Source organism: Streptomyces sp. R41, from assembly GCF_041053055.1.
GTDB lineage: Bacteria > Actinomycetota > Actinomycetes > Streptomycetales > Streptomycetaceae > Streptomyces.
On sequence record NZ_CP163443.1, the window covers coordinates 2,754,913 to 2,774,778 of the forward strand.

Here is a 19,866-nt window from a genome sequence, read left to right on the forward strand (position 1 = left end):
GACGATCAGCCCTGGTACGCCTTGGCCGCCGCGTTCTCCAGCTCGGCGGCCGTCCCCTTCGGGTCCGACGGGTCGCGCAGGAAGTCCTGGAGGACCTTCCACTCGCCCGCGCCCTTGGTGCCGCCGAACGCGGCCGGGGCCTGGTCGGACATGTCGAAGCGGACCGAATCCCCGGCCGCGATCAGGGACTTGGCGGTCTCGCGGGTGATGTCGTCGCCGTAGGAGGCGAGGTCGAGCTTCTTGTTCGGGGAGAGGAAGCCGCCCGCCTCGGCCCAGACCGCGGACGCCTCCGGGGTCGCCAGGTACTCCAGGAACGTCATGGCGGCCTTCTGGTTCTTGCCCTCCTTGAGGACCACGGCCGCGTCACCGCCGCTGACCACGGGGGCCTTGCCGCCGTCGACCGCGGGGAAGGGGAAGAAGTTGGCGTCCTGGCCGATCTTCTTGCCGAACTGGTCCTTGGCGACGCCTGCGACGAAGTCGCCCTCGTAGACCATGCCCGCCTCGGGCTTCGGTCCGAAGACCTTCTCGACGGAGCCGGGGAAGTCGGTGTTCAGGGCCTCCTTCTGGCCGCCGGCTATCAGCTGCTTGTCCTTGAAGAGCTTGCCGAGGGTGGTGAGGGCCTTCACCACGGTCGGGTCGGTCCACTTGAGCTTGTGGGCGGCGAGAGCGTCGTACTTCTCGGGCCCCGCCTGGGAGAGGTAGATGTTCTCGAACCAGTCGGTGAGCGTCCAGCCGTCCTGTCCGGCGACCGAGAAGGCCGCGAGGCCCGAGTCGGAGACGGTGTGCCCGGCCTTCAGCATCGCGTCGTACGTGGTCGGCGGCTTGACGCCCGCCTGGGCGAGGGCGTCGGGGCTGTACCAGACGGTCGACTTGTGAGCGGCCTTGAAGTACAGGCCGTAGAAGGTGTCGTCGACGCTGCCGTACTTCTTCCAGACGCTCGCGTAGTTGGTGTCGACGGACTGTTCGGTGGTCTTGGAGAGGGGCTTGAGCCAGCCCTTCTTCGCGAACTGCTGGAGGACGCCGACCTGCGGGACCATCACCACGTCGGGGGCGTTGCCGCCCTCGATCTTGCTGCCGACGACGGTGGAGACGTTGTCGCCGGTGGAGACGAACTGGGTCTTGGCGCCGGTCTTCTCGGTGAAGGCGTCCAGGACCTTCTGGAAGTTCTTCTGCTCACTGCCGGACCAGACACCGGCCACGGTGATCGTCTGTCCGCTGAGCGACTTTCCGCCGCCTCCCGCGGCGACGGGCCCGCCTCCGCAGGCGGTCGCGCCGAGGGCCAGGGCGAGGGCGGTGCAGCTCGCGAGCAGGGTGGTACGTCGTCGCATCATCGTTGATGTCCCTTTCAGGGCAGGGGAATTGACGGAAAATCTTCAGGGAGGTGGCGCTCAGGGATTCGTGCAGTCGCTGATCCACCAGGCGGCCGTCGAGCCGGGCAGGACGCCGGCCGGGCAGGGGCCGCTGGACAGCAAGGGGGTGCCGGAGACCGGCGCGGGCGTCGGGGCCGTACCGAAGTTGACGGCGCACACCAGGCCGTCGCCGCGGACGAAGGCGAGGACGCCGGGCGGCGCTTCCAGCCAGCGCAGCGTGCCCTCGCCCAACTGAGGGAGGGCGGCGCGCAGTTGCAGTCCGTCGCGGTAGAGGTGCCAGAAGGAGCGGGTGTCGGCGAGCGCACGGTCGGTGGCGTACTCGGCGAAGTAGTCGGGCTGCGGCAGCCACGGCTTGGCGCTCTCGGCGCCCGAGGTGAAGCCGAACGGCGAGGCGTGCCCCGACCACGGCAGCGGCACCCGGCAGCCGTCGCGGATCCGGGCGCGGCTGCCCGTACGGCGGAAGATCGGGTCCGTCAGCACGTCGTCGGGCAGGTCGACGACCTCGGGCAGCCCGAGCTCCTCGCCCTGGTAGATGTACGCGGCTCCGGGCAGCGCCAGCATCAGCAGCGCCGCGGCGCGGGCGCGGGCGGCGCCGAGCCCGCTGCCCTCGGTGCCGAGTTCGCCGTACCGGGTGACGGTGCGGACCTGGTCGTGGTTGTTGAGGACCCAGGTGACCGTCGATCCGGTGCCGGCTATGTCCTGCATGGCCTCGGAGATGACCTTGCGGAAGGCGTCGGCGTTCCAGGGCGCGCTGAGCAGGTCGAAGAAGAAGGCCTGGTGGAGCTCGTCGGGCCGTACGTACTGCGCGTGTTCGCGGGCCGTCGGCACCGAGACCTCGCCGACCAGCAGCCGGTCGCGGCCGTCGCGCTCGGTGTACTCCTCGCAGACGGACCGCCAGTGGCGCCACACGTCGTGCACCTCGGGGCGGTTCCAGGCGAGCGGGTTGACCGAGTCGCGGGTACGGGCGTCGGCCTCCGGGTCGGGCGAGTCCGGCAGGTCGGGGTGCTTGAAGAGACCGGCGGCCACGTCGATGCGGAAGCCGTCGACGCCCCGGTCGAGCCAGAACCGCAGCACCTGGTCGAAGTGCGCACCGACTTCGGGGTTGCGCCAGTTCAGGTCGGGCTGCTCGGACGTGAACATGTGCAGGTACCACTGGCCGGGGTTGCCGTCCGCCTCGGTGACGCGGGACCAGGCGGGGCCGCCGAACATGGCGTGCCAGTTGTTGGGCGGCTCGGCGCCCTCCGGGCCGCGTCCGTCGGCGAAGTGGAAGCGGGCGCGGGCCTCGCTGCCGGGCTCCGCCGCGAGGGCGTCACGGAACCACGGGTGCTCGCTCGAGCAGTGGTTGGGGACGATGTCCAGGAGCACCTTGATGCCGAGGCGACGGGCGTCGGTCATCAGCAGGTCGAACTCGGCGAGGTCGCCGAAGAGCGGGTCCACGTCGCAGTAGTCGGCGACGTCGTAGCCGTGGTCGTGCTGCGGCGAGGGATAGAAGGGACTCAGCCAGATGCCGTCGACCCCGAGCTTCTTGAGGTACGGCATGCCCGCCCGGACTCCGGCGAGATCGCCGATGCCGTCCCCGGTGCTGTCCAGGAAGCTGCGGACGTACACCTGGTAGATCACTGCGTCGCGCCACCAGCGGTGCGTGTTGAGGGTCACCCGTTGACCTGTCTGTGCGTGCCTTCGGTTATGCATGCATGTTAAGTAGGCGTGTCACACAGGTGTCAACGAGTAGGCAGCAGCAACCGGGAAGTTGGGAAGTTATATGCGTACTTTTCGGGCACAAAACCCGGAGATGGGATGCTCCCGTTACCTAACATGTAACTAGCAGGGCTACCGGGGCACTCCCTCGGTGCTACCGGCGCGAGATGGCCGCCAGCTCGCGCGCCAGCCGCCGTACCGCCGCGGAAGGCGTCTCGTACCCCGCCAACGCGTCGTGCACGACGGCCTGCACGGCCAGGCTGACCTGGTCGTAGCGCGGGCTCTTGGGGCGCGGCGCCGCCGCGAGGACGCTCGCGCGCAGCGTGGTCAGGTACGGGAACTCCCGGATCAGCTCCGGGTCCTCGTAGAGCGCGGCCCGCACGGGCGGCAGTGCGCCCTTGGTGAGGACCTGGCGCTGCGCCCGCTCGGTGGTGAGGTACGCGATCAGGCGCGCGGCCGAATCGGGGTGCCGCGCATGGGCGTTGACGGCGAGGTTGGAGCCGCCGAGCACGCTCGTGCCCGGTCCGTCGGGGCCGGGCAGGGGTACGGCGCCGATCTTCCCGGCGACCGCCGATCCCTTGCCGGAGGCGCTGACGTAGGCGTAGGGCCAGTTGCGCAGAAAGAGGAGGTGGCCGTCCTGGAAGGCCTGTTTGGACTCCTCCTCCTTGTACGTCAGCGCCTCCTTCGGGATCCAGCCGTCGCGTACCCCGTCGGCGAGGAATCCGATGCCCTCGCGTGCCGCCTCGGAGTTCACGGTGACGCGCTCGCCCTCGTCGCCGAGGATCGTGCCACCCGCCGAGTAGACCGCCTCCGCCGCGTTCACGGTGAGTCCCTCGTAGGGCAGGAACTGGCCGGCGTAGCCGTCGAGTCCGTACTTCGGGGCGATGGTTTTCGCCTGCCGCTCCAGTTCGGCCCAGGTGCGCGGCGGTGCGACGCCCTCCTTGGCGAGGACGTCCTTGCGGTACAGGAGGAGTCCCGCGTTGGTGACGTAAGGGACCGCGTACAGCCTGCCGTCGTACGTCGCCGTGTCCACGACCGGCTGCAGGAAACTGTCGAGCGGGAAACGATCGCGGTCCAGCGGGGAGATCCAGCCCGCGGCGGCGAACTCCGAGGTCCAGGCGACGTCGATGTTGAGGACGTCGAAGCGGCTTCTGCCGCCGCCGCGCAGGTCGGTCGTCATCTGCGCGTGCGTCTCGTCGGCGGAGTCCGGGAGCTCGACGAGGGTGACCTTCTCGCCGGGGTGAGTACGGTTCCACCCTTCGAGCAGCGGTCCCAGATAGCCGGTGAGGTCACCCGCGGTCGCCAGGGTGAGCGGGCCGCGACCGGCGCCGTGCGCCCCGTCCGCGGGGGTGCCGGAGGCGACGTAACCGGTCAGGACCACCGCGGCGACCAGGAGACCCCTACCGGCGGCACGTATCCACCGCATAGGTTCCTCCCTGTACACCGGCGACGGGCACCTTCGCCCGGCGTCAGTGGCCATGTATACCTGTTAGGTATGGGCGATACTAGGGCCTGCGACACATTGGCCTCCCGGTTGCATCGACCGGGCAACGGCCTGACATCGGTCTGACATCGGTCTGCGGCACATGACGAGGATGCGGGGAGGAGAGCACGGGTGCGGCTGCCCCTCCTGGCCCTGCTGGCGCGTGGCCCGGCCCACGGGTACGAGCTCAAGCAGGACCTTGAGCAACTGCTGGGCTCCGCGTACCCTCAGCCCAACGTCGGCCAGATCTATGTCACGCTCGGCCGCCTCGAGAAGTCGGGACTGATCGAGGGCGAGGAAGTCGAGCAGTCGAGCCGGCCCAACAAGAAGATCTACCACCTCACTGATGCCGGGCGCGAGGCGCTGCACACCTGGTACCAGGAGACGGCGGACGAGCCGCGGGTACGGGACGAGTTCTTCATGAAGCTCGCCCTCGCCCCGACGACCGGTCTTGCAGACCAGATCGCTCTGATCAACAAGCAGCGGCGTCAGTATCTGAACACCATGCGCAACCTGTCGAAGCTCGCCGCGGCCGAGGACCGGGACAACCGCATCTCCCATCTGCTGATCGAGGGCGCCATGCTGCATCTGCAGGCCGATCTCGACTGGCTGGAACGCTGCCAGGAGGAACTGGAGGAGCTGGAGTGAGCCACACCGCTCCTTTGCCGCGCGCCGAGGGTCTGGTTCCCTTGCTGCGCGCCGAGGGCCTGGTCAAGACCCACCACGGCGAGGGCGCCCCGGCGCATGCCGTGCGCGGAGTGGACCTGTCCGTGCGCCAGGGCGAGTTCGTGGCCATCACCGGCCCGTCCGGCGCCGGGAAGTCGACGCTGCTGCACCTGCTCGGCGGGCTCCAGCGGCCCGATTCCGGCAGCGTCTGGCTGGACGGCGAGTGCACGGACGCGTACAGCGAGGCGCGCTGGGCGGTGGAGCGCCGACGCCGCATCGGCATCGTCTTCCAGTTCTTCAACCTGGTCTCCAATCTGTCGGTCGCCGACAACGTCGAACTGCCCGCCCTGCTGGCCGGGGTCTCCCCCAAGCAGGCGCGCGCTGAACGCGAGCGGCTGCTGTCCGAGCTGGGCCTGGAGGGCAAGGGGCGCAGCATGCCGGGTGAGCTGTCCGGCGGTGAACAGCAGCGCGTCGCCCTGGCCCGGGCGCTGGTCAACCATCCGTCCCTGCTGCTGGCCGACGAGCCCGCGGGCAGCCTGGACAGCAAGGGCACCCGCGAGGTGATGCGGCTGCTGTCCCGCTTCCACCAGCGCGGGCAGACCATCCTGCTGGTCACCCATGACGCCCGGCTCGCCAGCGCCGCGGACCGTGTCATCAGCTTCTTCGACGGCCGCATCGCCGACGACGCGGAACTCGACGGCACGCCGTCGCGCGGCGCCGGGATATCCGGCGTACTGGAACTGAGGGACTGAGCCGAGTGCACGACCAGCTGCTGGACCCTGTGCGGATGGACCGTCCCGTCGTACGGGAGCACACGAGCCTGCCCGCCGTACGCGAGCCGAAGCACGCGCCCGGCGTACACCGGCCCGATGTACGCGAGGTACGCGAGGTCGTCGTACGCGAGCCGAAGGGCTGACCGGCGTGCGGGCCACTCTGCGCTGGGCGCATGCCGATCTGCGGACGCATCGGGGCGAGGCGCTGTTCATCGTGCTCGCCACCGCGGGGATCGTCGCCTCGCTGCTGCTGGCCGCGGCGCTCTTCGGATACGCGACAAACCCCTGGCAGCGCGTCTTCACGCAGTCGCACGGCGCCCATGTGTGGATCCACACCGGCGCGTCCGCCGACGCCGGGCGGCTCGCGAAACTGGACGGTGTCGAGTCCGTCGCGGGCCCGTACCGCACCGCGTCCGCCACCGTCGAGTCCCGCGGCACCCGCGCCTCCGTCGAACTGCGCGGCGCCGTCGAGCCGCCCGCCACCGGTCGGCCGCTGCTCGCCTCCGGCCACTGGCTCGACCCCGCCCGACCCGACGGAGTCGTCCTGGAGGACAGCCTCGCCCGGGCGCTGTGGGCCGAGCCCGGGGACACCCTCACCGTGCCCGGCACCGCCCGGACCCTGACCGTCCTTGGCGTGGCGGACAGCGCCGAGCCCCGCTACAGCCCCGGCGAACGGTCGGGGCTCGTCTGGGCTCTGCCGTCCGCCGTTCAGGGTGCCGACGGACGCACCGGCCAGGTCATCGGCCTGCGGCTGACCGATCCCGGCGACACGGACTACGCGGTGCAGCGCGCGGTGACGGAACTCGGTGCCGGCGCGGTCACCCAGGTGTCGAACTGGCAGCAGGCCCGCGCCGAGGCCCAGGGCGACAACCGGCTGCTGGGGCAGGTGCTGGGCCTCTTCGGCCTCGGCGCGCTGGTCGCCGCTGCACTCGCCGTGTACGGCGCGATCGGCACCCGTATCCGCGGCCACCTGCGGGACATCTCGGTGCTGAAGGCGATCGGGTTCACACCCGGCCAGGTGGTGCGCATCTTCCTGATCCAGCACGTGGCGTACGCGTCCCTGGGCGCCCTGGTCGCCGGGGCGCTCACCCAGGCGCTGGGGAGCCGGATCCCCGGCCGCCTCGGAGACGCCGTAGGCGTGTGGCAGGGGCTGCCCGGGCACACCGCGGCGCTGTTCGCGGTGCCGGTCGCCGCGGTGCTCTTCATCGGTGCGACGACCGGGGTCGCGGCGTGGCGGGCGGGCCGGGTGCCTCCCGTGCCGGTGCTGCGGGCCGCGGCACCGCCGGCCGGACGCCTGTCGGGCGTGGCACGCCGCGCGCTCGGACTGCGGCTGCCGCCGGCGCTCGTGCTGGGCTGGCACCAGGCGTTCCCGCGGCGGCCGCGCTCGCTGGCGACGGTCGCCCGGCTCGCCCTGCCGCTGCTGCTGATCGTGGTGGCGCTGAGCGCGTGGACCACCATCGACCGCTTCCACAACGAGCCCGAGCGGATCGGCCTCGCGGCCGCGCTCACGGCACACGCGGACGAGAGCCTGAGCGACCCTGGGGCGCGTGCGCTGCTGGCCGGGAACACGCAGGTCGCCGCCGTGCACCCGGGCGCCGAGGTGGCCGCTCTGGTCCCGGGCCAGACGGCCACGATCGCGCTGCGCGGGCTCGGCACGCGTCAGGACCCGTACCCGTTCACGCTGGCCGAGGGCCGCCCGGCCCGCGAGCCCGACGAGGCGGTGGCCGGTCAGGGGCTGCTCGATCTGCTGGATGTGCGCGTCGGGGACTGGGTGCGGATGACCGTCGGCGCGCGACCGCAGATCCTGCACATCGTCGGCCGCAGCATCGAGCCGGAGAACGGCGGCCGCGTCATCTCCACCTCGCTCGACACCCTCCGCGAGAACGACCCCGAGCTCGGCCCGACCCTCTACCAGCTCCAGCTGCGCCCCGGCGCCGACCCGGGCAAAGTCGCCACCGAGCTGACCGCGGCCGGGCACGGGCACCTGGACGTGCACGCCGTGACCAACCCGGCCGACGGTCTCTCACCGCTGCGCGGCGTCGTCGTCGGGCTGATCGCCGTACTCGCCCTCATCGGACTCATCGAGCTGCTCACCGCGATCGGTGGCACCGTGCGCGAGGGCGAGCGGGATCTGCTGGCGCTCAAGGCCATCGGGCTGTCCCCACGGCAGATCACCGCGGTCACCGTCACGGCCACCGCCTGCACGGCCCTGGCCGCGGTCCTCGCGGGTACGGCGCTGGGGCTGCCCCTCGCGCACTGGCTGATCGACGTCCAGGGGAGGTCGAGCGGCATCGGCGCCGGTATCGCCCGGGGGCCGTCCCTCCTCCTGCTGTCGCTGTTCGGCCTGGCCGCGGTGCTGGGCGCCGCCGCCCTCGCCGCGCTCCCCGCGGCCCGCTCCGCCCGACGGCGACTTGCGGACACCCTGAGCGCGGTGGCCTGAGCCCCGAGCCTGAGCGCCGTCAGAACCCGTGCGGGTTCTGCTGGTTGTACGGGTTCTGCGGCCACTGCGTGTACGGGGCGCCGTTTCCAGGGGCGTACGGGTTGCCGTGGCCTGGCGCGTACGGCTGGCCTGGCGCGTACGGCTGGCCCGGCGGCATATACGACTGGCCGGGCGGCATGTACGGCTGGCCCGGCGGCGGCACGAACCCCGCGTTCGGCGCGTACGCCGGCGTTGTGGGAAGCGGCGGCAGCGTGGCGGGGTGCGCGCCCAGCCGTATCCCGTAACGGCGGCGGAGCCGGTTCATCTCCAGGAAGGCGATGGCCGTGACCGTCACCGGCGCGCCCAGGATGAAGACGATGCCCATCGTGAAGCTCAGCCCGTGCAGGTCACCGGTGACCAGGTCGGGAATGGCCATCAGCCAGGCCGTCACCGTGGCGAGCAGCGGCGGCAGACAGCGGTGCACGGCGGCGGAGCCGAAGAAGTTCCCGGACAACTGCACCGCTCCGTAGGCCAGGAATCCGGTCAGCCAGAGCGCCATCAGACCGAGCACCGCGAGCATGATGCCCCCGAGTGAGGTCGACAGCTGCCACAAGAACACCGTCGCAACGACCATGCCGATGAAGAGCAGCAGCAGCTTGAGCGCGTTGAAGAGGGGCACGCGCAGCTGACGGATCCTCCCGGTGCGCCGCCAGACGAAAAGCATCACCCCCACCGTCAGGGGCGTGATGAACAGCAGGACGGCGGCCGCCGTCAGCATGTTCTCCAGGACCTCCGTGAAGTCGAACTTGCCCTGCACGAAGGTGTACACACCGAACGCCGCGACCGCCCCGGCAATGACACGCACGCGCTTGAGCCGTTCCACCGATGGATCGACCGACGCCGGAATCCACGCCGGGTGGAACACCGCCTGCGCCACGGCCTTGGGCTGCAGAATCGACCTCGCCGACAGCGTGCCGCTCAGCCATCTTCCCCGCGAACCGGCCAACTTCCGCTCCCCCGAGCCCTCGGCACCACGATCGCCGCGGAGTCTACGGGAAGCGGACGGACTCCCGCCGCCCGCTTTCCGTACCCACGGCCCTTCTACCGGCCGCGCAGCTCACGGTACTTGGCGACCAGCGCCTTGGTGGACTCATCCAGGCCTGGCACCTCGGCGCCCTCGGTCAGGGCCGGCTCGACGCGCTTGGCAAGGACCTTGCCCAGCTCGACGCCCCACTGGTCGAAGGAGTCGATGTTCCAGATCGCGCCCTGGACGAACACCTTGTGCTCGTAGAGGGCGACCAACTGGCCCAGCACCGACGGGGTCAGCTCACGCGCGAGGATCGTGGTCGTCGGGTGGTTGCCCTTGAACGTCTTGTGCGGCACCAGCTCCTCCGCCACACCCTCGGCGCGCACCTCGTCCGGCGTCTTGCCGAAGGCCAGCGCCTGCGTCTGCGCGAAGAAGTTCGCCATCAACAGGTCGTGCTGGGCGATCAGACCCGGCAGCAGATCGGCGACCGGCTCGGCGAAGCCGATGAAGTCGGCCGGGATCAACTTCGTGCCCTGGTGAATGAGTTGGTAGTACGCGTGCTGCCCATTGGTGCCCGGCGTGCCCCACACCACAGGACCCGTCTGCCACTCCACCTCACGCCCGTCGCGGTCCACGGACTTGCCGTTGGACTCCATGTCCAGCTGCTGCAAGTACGCCGTGAACTTGGACAGGTAGTGCGAGTACGGCAGTACGGCGTGCGACTGGGCATCGTGGAAGTTGCCGTACCAGATGCCCAAGAGGCCCAGGAGCAGCGGCACGTTGGACTCGGCGGGGGCCGTGCGGAAGTGCTCGTCGACGAGATGGAAACCGTCGAGCATCTCCCGGAAGCGGTCCGGACCGATGGCGATCATCAGCGATAGACCGATCGCCGAGTCGTACGAGTACCGCCCGCCGACCCAGTCCCAGAACTCGAACATGTTGGCCGTGTCGATGCCGAAGTCCGACACCTTCTCGGCGTTGGTCGACAGCGCCACGAAGTGCTTGGCGACGGCGTCCTGACCCGCCTTCAGCTCGGTCAGCAGCCAGTTGCGCGCGGAGGTCGCGTTGGTGATCGTCTCGATGGTGGTGAAGGTCTTCGAGGCGATGATGAACAGCGTCTCGGCCGCGTCCAGGTCCCGCACGGCCTCGTGCAGGTCGGCGCCGTCCACGTTCGACACGAAGCGGACCGTCAGATCGCGGTCGGTGAAGGAGCGCAGCACCTCGTACGCCATCGCCGGGCCGAGGTCGGAGCCGCCGATGCCGACGTTGACGACGTTCTTGATGCGCTTGCCGGTGTGTCCGGTCCACTCGCCCGAGCGGACGCGCTGGGAGAAGTCGGCCATCTTGTCGAGCACGGCGTGCACCGCGGGGACGACGTTCTCGCCGTCGACCTCGATGACCGCGTCGCGCGGAGCGCGCAGCGCGGTGTGCAGCACCGCGCGGTCCTCGGTGACATTGATCTTCTCGCCGCGGAACATGGCATCCCGCAACCCGAAGACATCGGTCGCCGCGGCCAGGTCGCGCAGCAGCCGCAGCGTCTCGTCGGTGACCAGGTGCTTGGAGTAGTCGACGTGCAGATCGCCGACCTGGAGCGTGTAGCCGGAGCCGCGCCCGGGGTCGGTCGCGAACAGATCCCGCAGATGGGTGTCCCCGAGCTCCTCGCGGTGCTTGGCCAGAGCGGTCCACTCGGGCGTCTGGTTGAGCCTGGTACGGCTTTCTGCGTTCATCTCGGACTTCCGCCTCTTTCCTGCGTGTGCTGCGTACCTTGCCCCGCTGCCGGTCCCAACCTAATTGATCAGGGCTTGACGTGAGCTGTCGTAGCGCCGTCGTCCGGCTCAACAACAGATACGTCCGGCTTGAGCACAGGTATCAGCGAGGTGACGGCAAGGGCGAAGAGCACGGCCGCGAACAGTGCCGGACCGTTCAGCCCGTACGCCCCCGCCACCGCGCCGCCCAGCAGGGCGCCGAGCGGGGCACCGGAGGTCGAGGCCGTGCGGAACGCGGAGCTGATGCGGCCCACCATGGATTCCGGGCTGCGCTGCTGCATCAGCGTGACCTGGTTGACGTTCCACACCATGTTCATCGCGCCGAGCAGCACCATGCCCACCAGGAGAGCGCCCAGGTGGCGGATGGTGCCCATGAGCACCAGTGACGACGTCTGGACGCACCCCGCCAGGAGCAGGCTGCGGGCCCGCCCGATCCGGTGAGCGACGCGCTGGGCGACGAAGCCGCCGGAGAAGCTGCCCGCCGAGTACGCCGTCATCGCGGCCGCGTATCCCGCGTTCCCCGTGTGCAGCCAGCGCGTCACGTGCAGCACCAGCGTGGCGATGAGTGCGCCCATGCCGATGTTGCACAGCAGCGTGGCCGCGCGCACGTCGCCCGCAGCACCCGGTCGCGCCACAGGGCGCGCAGGCCCTCGCCGATCTCGGCGCGCAGGGTGCTCCCGGCCGGACGCGGATCCCGCTCGGGCGCCCGTATCCGCAAGGAGCCCACGAGCGCGGCGGCGAGCAGATAGGTGGCCGCGTCCGCCGTGAACGGCATGGCGGCCCCGACGGTCAGCAGCAGCGGCACGACCGGGCCCGCCAGCAGGCCCCCGGCGAGCTGCTGGCCGGTCATCAGCCGGGCGTTCGCGCTGCCCAGGGCTTCGCGCACCACGAGGGACGGCAGCAGGGCCGTGGTGGCGTTGTCGAACAGCGTCTGGAGGGTGGTCAGGGTGAAGGCGAGGGCGATCAGCAGGACGATCGACGCGTGCCCGAGCCCGACGGCCAGGGCGAAGCAGGCCACCAGGGAGCCGCGTACCGTGTCCACGGCCCACATCGCCCGGCGCTGGTCCACCCGGTCGGCGATCGCCCCGCCCAGCAGCCCGAAGAGGAGCCACGGGAGATAGCCGCAGGCCGTCACGGAGGCGATGACGAGCGGATCGTCGGTGAGCCGCACGGCGAGCAGCGGCAGCGCGGCGGTGCGCAGCGCGTCCCCGAACCGCGACACCACGGCCGCGGTCCACAACCGCCCGAACCCCCCGCGCCACGCGGGCGCCCGCACGCTCGCCACGTCCGCCGTCGTCACAACGCCCCCTCCGGTTCCGCCACTTCAAGAACCGTAGAGGGCAGCACTGACAATCGGCCTCGGCGCATGCGGCCACGGACGGCCACGAGCCGCGAGAACCGTACGAAACGGCTCCGGCCAGGCCCCCGCAGGTGCCCGGCCGGTTCTCAACTTCTAGATCTCGCCCCGCAGTTTGGCGAGCGCCTCGGCGAGGATCGCCTCGCCGTCCGCGTCGCTGCGTCGCTCCCGTACATACGCGAGGTGCGTCTTGTACGGCTCGGTGCGCGGCGGGTCCGGCGGGTTGTCCCGGTCCTGTCCGGCGGGGAAGCCGCAGCGCGGGCAGTCCCAGGTGTCGGGAACCTGCGCGTCGCTGGCGAAGCTGGGCTGCGTCTCGTGCCCGTTGGAGCACCAGAAGGAGATGCGCAGCCTGGGTGCGGACTCGCCGCGCTCGGCCTCGCCCATCGGCCCCGCCCCGACCCGGCTTCCTCGGATCGCGTTGCCACTTGCCACGGTCGTAACTCCCTGCGTGATGGTGCCGCGAAGCGAGTCGGCGTGACGCTTCGCTGCGAGCGCCTCAGTCTACGTAAGGCCCAACGCGCGTCCAGTGATTGGAGTTACACCCCCGCCCCTAGACGCAAGCCCCATGATAGGCCGCGCCTGAGGGCGCGTACCGGACATGGGGCCTTACGTGCGGAATGTGCTTGCGTAATGTGCAGTTGTGCTGCCGTACCGATGTCAGCCGGTGATCAGTTGTTGACCTTCATCAGGATGCCGAGCACGACAATGCACGCGAACCAGAGCAGACCGATCACCACGGTGATGCGGTCGAGGTTGCGCTCGGCGACCGAGGAGCCGCCGACGGACGACTGCATGCCGCCACCGAACATGTCGGAGAGGCCGCCGCCCTTCCCCTTGTGCATCAGCACCAGCAGCATCAGCAGCCCGCTGAAGACGATCAGGGCGATCGAGAACCCCAAAACCACGGCTGAACCAACTTCCTCGGAACTGGATGGACGACGGGGGTCCAGCGCTACAGCACCAGACCCCCGCAAGGGTACGACGGATCGCCGCTAGCGCATACTCACTGCTCGGCTCACTGGTCGCGGAACCGGACGATCTTGACGAACTCGTCGGCGTCCAGCGAGGCACCGCCGACCAGCGCGCCGTCGATGTCGGGCTTCGCCATGATCTCCGCGACGTTCCCGGACTTCACCGAGCCGCCGTACTGGATGCGGACCTGGTCGGCCAGCTCCTGCGAATACAGCTCGGCCAGCTTGCCGCGGATCGCAGCGCAGACCTCCTGGGCGTCGTCGGCGCCGCAGACCTTGCCGGTGCCGATGGCCCAGACGGGTTCGTACGCGATCACGATCGACTCGGCCTGCTCGGCCGGGAGGCCCTTGAGACCGCCCTCGACCTGCGCGAGCGTGTGCGTGACGTGGTTGCCCGCGTCGCGGATCTCCAGCTCCTCGCCGACACACAGGATCGGGGTCAGACCGTGCTTGTAGGCGGCCTTGACCTTGGCATTGACGATCTCGTCGGTCTCGTTGTGGTACTGCCGGCGCTCGGAGTGCCCGATCGCGACGTACGTGCACTTCAGCTTGGCCAGCATCGGGCCCGAGATCTCGCCGGTGTAGGCGCCGGAGTCGTGAGCCGAGACGTCCTGGGCGCCGTACTTGATCTTGAGCTTGTCGCCGTCGACCAGGGTCTGCACGGAGCGCAGGTCGGTGAAGGGCGGCAGGACGGCGACCTCACAGGCCTCGTAGTCCTTGTCGGCCAGGGCGAAGGCGAGCTTCTGGACGTGCGCGATGGCCTCGAGGTGGTTGAGGTTCATCTTCCAGTTGCCCGCCATCAGCGGCGTGCGCGTGCTCATTAAGGTCAGTCCTCCAGTGCGGCGAGGCCGGGGAGCGTCTTGCCCTCGAGGTATTCGAGGGAGGCGCCGCCGCCGGTCGAGATGTGGCCGAATGCCGTCTCGTCGAAGCCCAGGATCCGGACGGCCGCGGCGGAGTCGCCACCGCCGACGACCGTGAAGGCCGGGGAGTCGAGAAGGGCCTGGGCGACCGCCTTGGTGCCCTCGGCGTAGTCGGGGTGCTCGAAGACGCCCATGGGGCCGTTCCAGAAGACGGTGGCCGCGTCGGCGAGCTTCGAGGCGTACAGCTTGCGGGTCTCAGGACCGATGTCGAGACCCTCCTGGTCGGCCGGGATGGCGTCCGCGGCGACGGTGGTGGGGTTGGCCGGGGCCTTCGTCTTCAGGTCCGGGAACTCCGTGGAGACGAGGACGTCGACGGGGAGGACCAGCTCGACGCCGTTCTTCTCCGCGCGCTCGATGTACTCCTGGACGGCCGGGACCTGGTCCTCCTGGAGGAGGGAGATGCCGACCTCGTAGCCCTTGGCCTTGAGGAAGGTGTAGGCCATGCCGCCGCCGATGAGGAGACGATCGGCCTTGCCGAGGAGCTGGTCGATGACGGCGAGCTTGTCGGAGACCTTGGCGCCGCCGAGCGCGACCACGTAGGGGCGCTGGACGTCCTCGGTGAGCTTCTTCAGGACGCCGACCTCGGTGGCGATGAGGTAGCCGGCGTAGTGCGGCAGGCGCGCCGGGAGGTCGTACACGGAGGCGTGCTTGCGGTGCACGGCGCCGAAACCGTCGCCTACGTAGACATCGGCCAGGGCGGCGAGCTGGTCGGCGAACTCGCCACGCTCGGTGTCGTCCTTGGACGTCTCACCGGCGTTGAAGCGCAGGTTCTCGATGACCGCGACCTGGCCGGGCTCCAGGCCGTTCACGGCGTCGTGGGCGGCGGGGCCGACGGTGTCCTGGGCGAACGCGACGGGCGCGCCGAGGAGTTCACCGAGGCGCTCGGCGGGCTGCAGCAGGGAGAAGGCCGGGTCCGGGGCGCCCTTGGGGCGGCCCAGGTGCGAGGCGACGACCACCTTGGCACCCGCGTCCGCGAGGGCCTTGATGGTCGGCAGGACGGCGCGGATGCGGCCGTCGTCGGTGATGAGGCCGTCGGCCAGCGGCACGTTCAGGTCGGCGCGGACGAAGACCCGCTTGCCGTCCACGCCTTCGGCGAGAAGTTCGTCAATCGTCTTCATAAGTGGACTCCTAGGAAGGCTCTTTTGATCCGAGAGGGCTGATCGATCAGTACGCGAGTCAGGGCCCGGACAGCGCGGCGGTGCGCTGCCCGAGCCCTGTGCTCACATCGAGGTGCCTGCTCTGGGACTTAGAGCTGGTTGCCGACGAAGACCGTGAGGTCGACGAGGCGGTTGGAGTAGCCCCACTCGTTGTCGTACCAGCCGAGGATCTTCACCGAGTTGCCCTCCTGGACCATGGTCAGGGAGGAGTCGAAGGTGCAGGAGGCCTGGTCGCCGACGATGTCCGAGGAGACGATCGGGTCCTCGGTGTACGCCAGGTAGCCCTTGAGGTCACCGTCGTCGGAGGCCTTCTTGAACGCGGCGTTGACCTCGTCCTTGGTGACCTCGCGCTGCAGGGTCACGACCAGGTCGGTGGCCGAACCGGTCGGGACCGGGACGCGCATGGCGATGCCGTCCAGCTTGCCCTTGAGCTGCGGGAGGACCAGGGCGGTGGCCTTGGCGGCACCGGTCGTGGTCGGGATGATGTTCTCGGCGGCGGCGCGGGCGCGGCGCAGGTCCGAGTGCGGGAAGTCCAGGATGCGCTGGTCGTTCGTGTACGCGTGGACCGTCGTCATCAGGCCCTTCACGATGCCGAAGTTCTCGTCGAGCACCTTGGCCATCGGCGCCACACAGTTGGTGGTGCACGAGGCGTTGGAGATGACGTGGTGGTTCGCCGGGTCGTACTTGTCCTGGTTGACGCCCATCACAATGGTGATGTCCTCGTCCTTGGCCGGAGCCGAGATGAGGACCTTCTTGGCGCCGCCGGCGATGTGCTTCTCGGCGTCGGCCTTCTTCGTGAAGATGCCGGTCGACTCGATGACGATGTCGACCCCCAGCTCGCCCCACGGGATGTCGGCGGGGTTGCGCTCGGACAGGACCTTGATCGTGTGGCCGTCGACGGTGATCGTGTCGGCGGTGTGCGACACCTCGGCCTTGAGACGGCCCAGGATGGTGTCGTACTTCAGCAGGTGAGCGGTGGTCGCGGTGTCACCCAGGTCGTTGACAGCCACGATCTCGATGTCTGCACCCTGCTCCAGCAGCGCGCGGAAGTAGTTACGACCGATGCGGCCAAAGCCGTTGATGCCTACGCGGATCGTCACGAACCGATCTCCTCGTTAGGTACGCCGACTCAGATGCCGGCGAGTTGTATGGGATGTCCCCGACCGCCTCTGACCCTACCTCCCTGAGGCGCCCGTGGTGACATCGAGATGCCCCATACACGGCACGGTGTTCCGTACCCACCAGTAGGGGTACGGAACACCCTCCGTGTTGACGAGGTCGTCACTCAGGGTCAGCTCTGCAGTGCCGCGAGTGCCTTCTTGACGAGGGCCGCGCGGTCGGCCGCCGCGGTGACGTGCTCCAGGCCGAAGCCCAGCAGCACGGTGTCGTCCGTGGTGACTCCTCCGTACGTCTTGAAGAGCTCTCCATAGCGCGCCCAGTCCTTGAGGACGGCCGGGCTGCCCGCGGGCGGTCCCGAGACGCTCCAGGGGCCGAGCGAGGTCTCGAAGCCCTCGGTCTCGGTGGCCGCGCCGCCGACGACGAGCGAGGCGTTGTCCGCCAGGACGCCGTGGCCGCCGGTGTTCGGGTCGGTGATGTAGCTGAGTGAGACCTCGATCGACTTGCCGGCGTAGGCGCTCAGGTCGAAGTCGACCTGCTGCCAGCCGTTCGAGGCGCCGGTGAAGCTGTTCCAGGACCCGCTGGTGCCGGTGTTGGTGCAACCGGCCGAGCTCACGGTCAGATAGCGCTTGATCCAGGGGTGCTCCCTGGCGAGGAATCCCGCCTCGCACTCCGCGGGAACCGCCGTGCTGGTGGCGCCGCCTGCCTCCGGGAGCGTCGTCCAGTCGTCGGCCCCGGTCGTGTGGACCTCGAGCACGGCGTGATCGTAGCCGGGCTCGGTGTCCCACAGGAGCTGGGTGCGCAGCGTCGGCTTGCCCGCCGCAGCGACACCGGTGAGGTCGATGGTGCGGGTGAGGCGCTTGTAGGCGTCGTCGGTGTGGACCGCCGCGGCCATGTACGAGCCCGCGTAGGGCCCGTACGGGTTGACGGTCCCGGCGAACTGCCCCGCTCCCGCGCTCGATGCGAACTGCGGGTACTGCGCGGCGGGCAGCGAGTCCGAGGTGACGCCGTAGGTGCCCGCCGCGTTCAGCGGATTGCCGGGCGCGTCGCCGAGCACCCCCGTGAAGCCGGTGAGCTTGCCGGAGCCGGTGTAGCCGGTGGCCCCCGGAGTCGACGTACGGGAGTAGGCGCCCAGGTAGTACTGGCTGAAGTCGTTCGAGAAGGTGCCGCCGCCGAGGTCGACGCTGCCGCCGGCCAGCTCGCCCGCCTCGATCAGCTTGCCGCCCTCGTTGAGGAAGGAGCGCAGCTGGAGCTGCGTGGCGTTGCCCGGCCGTACGGCGCCCGTGTAGTGGACGACCGTCCTGAAGTGGTCGAGCACGCCGAGCGCGTCCGGCGCGCCCAGGGTCGCGACGTCCCAGACCAGGGGCTTCTTGCCGTTGGCCTTCAGCGCGTCGACGTAGGCCTGCGCCTGTGTGGCGGTCGCGCCCTCTTCGGCGACCACGAGCGTGTCGGCGCGTGGCCGTTCGGCCACGGTGTACGTGAAGTGCGTGCTGGAGGTGGGCTTCCCGCTCTTCGTCTTGCCGGTGAACCAGACCTCGACCTTGTCGCCCGGATCGCCGTCCTGGACCCTCGCGCGGTACTCGTCGAAGTAGAGGTTGTCCTTGCCGCCGTAGGTCTCGCCGCCCCTCCAGGCCTTGAGCGCCATGTCCTGCGTACGGCCGCCGTCGACGCGGTACTTGAGCTCCTTGTCGCGTACGGACTTGCGTACGACGACGGAGACCTCCTGGTCGGCGCCGCGGGAGTACGACGTGGAGAAGGCGGCCGGGGTGAAGTCGGGGGCGTCGATGCCGACCGAGGAGGACGGCTGGTCGGGGTGGGCCGCGGTCTCGGCGACGGAGAGCGCGAACGGGATGTTCTTCTCGAACTCCTGCTCAATCAGCTTCTCGTCGTCCGGGAAGGTGAAGACCGAGGCACAGTCGGCCGCGTTCCAGGTGTCGCCCGGGTCGAGGTTCGACGCGGTCTGGCAGGTCGACATCTCGGGGGTGAACATCGCCATGCCGTTGACGTTGCCCGCGTGGCCGTCCGCTTCGCCGTTGGTGGTGTAGAGCTCCGAGGAGACCTGCGGGTGGTAGCCCGGGATCGCCGACTTCTCCGGGGTCCCGGCGAGCGCCTTGTAGAGCACGTCGTCGGGGGTCGGCGTCGCCACCTGCCAGCCCACTCCGTAGAGGAGCAGTTCGGCGGCGGAGTGGTAGTTGATGCCGTACGCGAAGCCGATGCGCTTCTCGAAGGCATCGAGGGCCTTGGTCTCGGGCTCGGAGCTGGGGCTCGTGCCGCGGTAGGTCTCACTGGTGGGGTTGGGGGACGAACCCTCGTCGTCGTAGCCCCACTTGTAGGCGAAGTTGCGGTTGAGGTCCACGCCGTCGCCGGTGGAGATGGCACCGTCGCCGTTCACGTCCCGGAGGTTCTTGCGCCACTGGCGCTCGTCCGTGCCCTTGAACGTGTAGTCGTAGCCGTCCGGATTGGCCGACAGGACGAACCACAGCTCGGTGTTGTCGACGATCTTCTTGATGCGCTTGTTCGTCGCGTAGTTGTCCAAGTAGTAGTGCATCAGACGCCGCGTCATCTCGGGCGTGATCCACTCGCGCGCGTGCTGGTTGGACAGGTACAGCACCGACGGCTTGGCGCCGTCCTTGGTCCTCTTGGCGCCCTTGGTCAGTTTGAGCGCCAGGATGTCCTGGCCGTTGATGGTCTTGCCGATGGAGACGACCTTGGTGAGGTCGGGGTGTTCCTGGCCGGTCCTGACGATCTCCTCCTGGAGATTGCCTTTTCCGCTGTACGGGCGGAACACGCCCTGGGCCGCGTCCTCGACTCGGTCCTCGGCCTTGGCGGAGAGCGTGTGCTCGGTGAGCTCGACTCCCTGCTTCTCCAGCTTCTTGGCCTGCTGGTCGGTGACGTAGACCTCGACCGTGCTCTTGCCGTTCTTCCAGGTCGTGTCGCCGAGTTCGTGGCCGTCCTGTCCGGCCGCGAGCAGCAGGGGTATCTGCTGCTTCGTGACCTCGGCGCGAAACACCTTCACGGCGTTCGCGTCGGGCTTGGGTGAACTGCCGCTCTGCGCCTGGGCGATGGGCGCCATGCCCGCACCGCCCAGCAGGAGCGCGCCCGTAGCGAGGATCCCTCTCGCTCTTCGTCTCATGAGCCCCCCT

The 19,866-nt window shown here is 69.6% G+C and carries 15 protein-coding genes and 1 pseudogene; 4 read left to right on the forward strand and 12 right to left on the reverse strand.

All coding sequences use genetic code 11. The annotated features are described in order from the left end of the window. Positions 1–5 precede the first annotated feature (5 nt). The 3 genes from AB5J53_RS12975 to AB5J53_RS12985 form a co-directional block, all read right to left on the reverse strand. On the reverse strand, positions 6–1,331 hold the full coding sequence (locus AB5J53_RS12975; protein ID WP_369245784.1) for an ABC transporter substrate-binding protein: 1,326 nt from the start codon (positions 1,329–1,331) through the stop codon (positions 6–8). Between the two features lie 57 nt (positions 1,332–1,388). After that, positions 1,389–3,026 carry a glycoside hydrolase family 13 protein gene (locus AB5J53_RS12980; RefSeq protein WP_369245785.1) on the reverse strand — a complete coding sequence of 546 codons (1,638 nt, stop codon included), beginning with the start codon at positions 3,024–3,026 and terminating at the stop codon, positions 1,389–1,391. 196 nt (positions 3,027–3,222) lie between these two features. Further along, the gene (locus AB5J53_RS12985) at positions 3,223–4,494 is read right to left on the reverse strand and encodes an ABC transporter substrate-binding protein (RefSeq protein WP_369245786.1); all 1,272 of its coding nucleotides are present in this window, start codon (positions 4,492–4,494) and stop codon (positions 3,223–3,225) included. 189 nt (positions 4,495–4,683) lie between these two features. Between AB5J53_RS12985 and AB5J53_RS12990 the strand changes: the two genes are divergently transcribed. Genes AB5J53_RS12990 through AB5J53_RS13005 form a run of 4 tightly spaced genes read left to right on the forward strand, consistent with a single transcriptional unit; the run spans position 4,684 to position 8,430 of the window. Continuing rightward, positions 4,684–5,199 carry a PadR family transcriptional regulator gene (locus AB5J53_RS12990; protein ID WP_369245787.1) on the forward strand — a complete coding sequence of 172 codons (516 nt, stop codon included), beginning with the start codon at positions 4,684–4,686 and terminating at the stop codon, positions 5,197–5,199. After that, positions 5,196–5,969, forward strand: coding sequence for an ABC transporter ATP-binding protein (locus tag AB5J53_RS12995; protein WP_369245788.1), 774 nt, complete (start codon positions 5,196–5,198; stop codon positions 5,967–5,969). Before AB5J53_RS12990 ends, AB5J53_RS12995 begins: the two co-directional genes overlap by 4 nt. Before the next feature lie 35 nt (positions 5,970–6,004). Continuing rightward, entirely contained in the window at positions 6,005–6,133 is a 129-nt protein-coding gene (locus AB5J53_RS13000) for a hypothetical protein (protein WP_369245789.1), read from the forward strand. Positions 6,134–6,138: 5 nt separating this feature from the next. After that, complete coding sequence (locus tag AB5J53_RS13005) at positions 6,139–8,430, forward strand: FtsX-like permease family protein (RefSeq protein ID WP_369245790.1); 2,292 nt, start codon at positions 6,139–6,141, stop codon at positions 8,428–8,430. 19 nt (positions 8,431–8,449) lie between these two features. Here AB5J53_RS13005 and AB5J53_RS13010 read toward each other — a convergent pair whose 3' ends face one another. From AB5J53_RS13010 to AB5J53_RS13050, 9 genes and pseudogenes are all read right to left on the reverse strand, one after another. Then, entirely contained in the window at positions 8,450–9,415 is a 966-nt protein-coding gene (locus AB5J53_RS13010) for a hypothetical protein (protein ID WP_369245791.1), read from the reverse strand. Positions 9,416–9,510: 95 nt separating this feature from the next. Next, complete coding sequence (pgi, locus tag AB5J53_RS13015; RefSeq protein WP_369245792.1) at positions 9,511–11,163, reverse strand: glucose-6-phosphate isomerase; 1,653 nt, start codon at positions 11,161–11,163, stop codon at positions 9,511–9,513. A 68-nt stretch (positions 11,164–11,231) separates the two neighbouring features. After that, a pseudogene (locus AB5J53_RS13020) lies at positions 11,232–12,442 on the reverse strand (MFS transporter). A gap of 213 nt (positions 12,443–12,655) precedes the next feature. After that, complete coding sequence (locus tag AB5J53_RS13025; RefSeq protein ID WP_003957010.1) at positions 12,656–12,991, reverse strand: RNA polymerase-binding protein RbpA; 336 nt, start codon at positions 12,989–12,991, stop codon at positions 12,656–12,658. A 236-nt stretch (positions 12,992–13,227) separates the two neighbouring features. Further along, the gene (gene secG, locus AB5J53_RS13030; RefSeq protein WP_362070579.1) at positions 13,228–13,458 is read right to left on the reverse strand and encodes a preprotein translocase subunit SecG; all 231 of its coding nucleotides are present in this window, start codon (positions 13,456–13,458) and stop codon (positions 13,228–13,230) included. A gap of 116 nt (positions 13,459–13,574) precedes the next feature. After that, positions 13,575–14,351 (reverse strand): triose-phosphate isomerase, encoded by a 777-nt coding sequence (tpiA, locus tag AB5J53_RS13035; protein WP_369245793.1) that lies wholly within the window; start codon positions 14,349–14,351, stop codon positions 13,575–13,577. Between the two features lie 5 nt (positions 14,352–14,356). Next, positions 14,357–15,568 carry a phosphoglycerate kinase gene (pgk, locus tag AB5J53_RS13040; RefSeq protein WP_369245794.1) on the reverse strand — a complete coding sequence of 404 codons (1,212 nt, stop codon included), beginning with the start codon at positions 15,566–15,568 and terminating at the stop codon, positions 14,357–14,359. A 128-nt stretch (positions 15,569–15,696) separates the two neighbouring features. Further along, positions 15,697–16,707, reverse strand: coding sequence for a type I glyceraldehyde-3-phosphate dehydrogenase (gap, locus tag AB5J53_RS13045; protein ID WP_369245795.1), 1,011 nt, complete (start codon positions 16,705–16,707; stop codon positions 15,697–15,699). A 191-nt stretch (positions 16,708–16,898) separates the two neighbouring features. Next, a complete protein-coding gene (locus AB5J53_RS13050) occupies positions 16,899–19,856 on the reverse strand; it encodes a M14 family zinc carboxypeptidase (RefSeq protein WP_369245796.1) in 2,958 nt (985 codons plus the stop codon). Positions 19,857–19,866 lie beyond the last annotated feature (10 nt).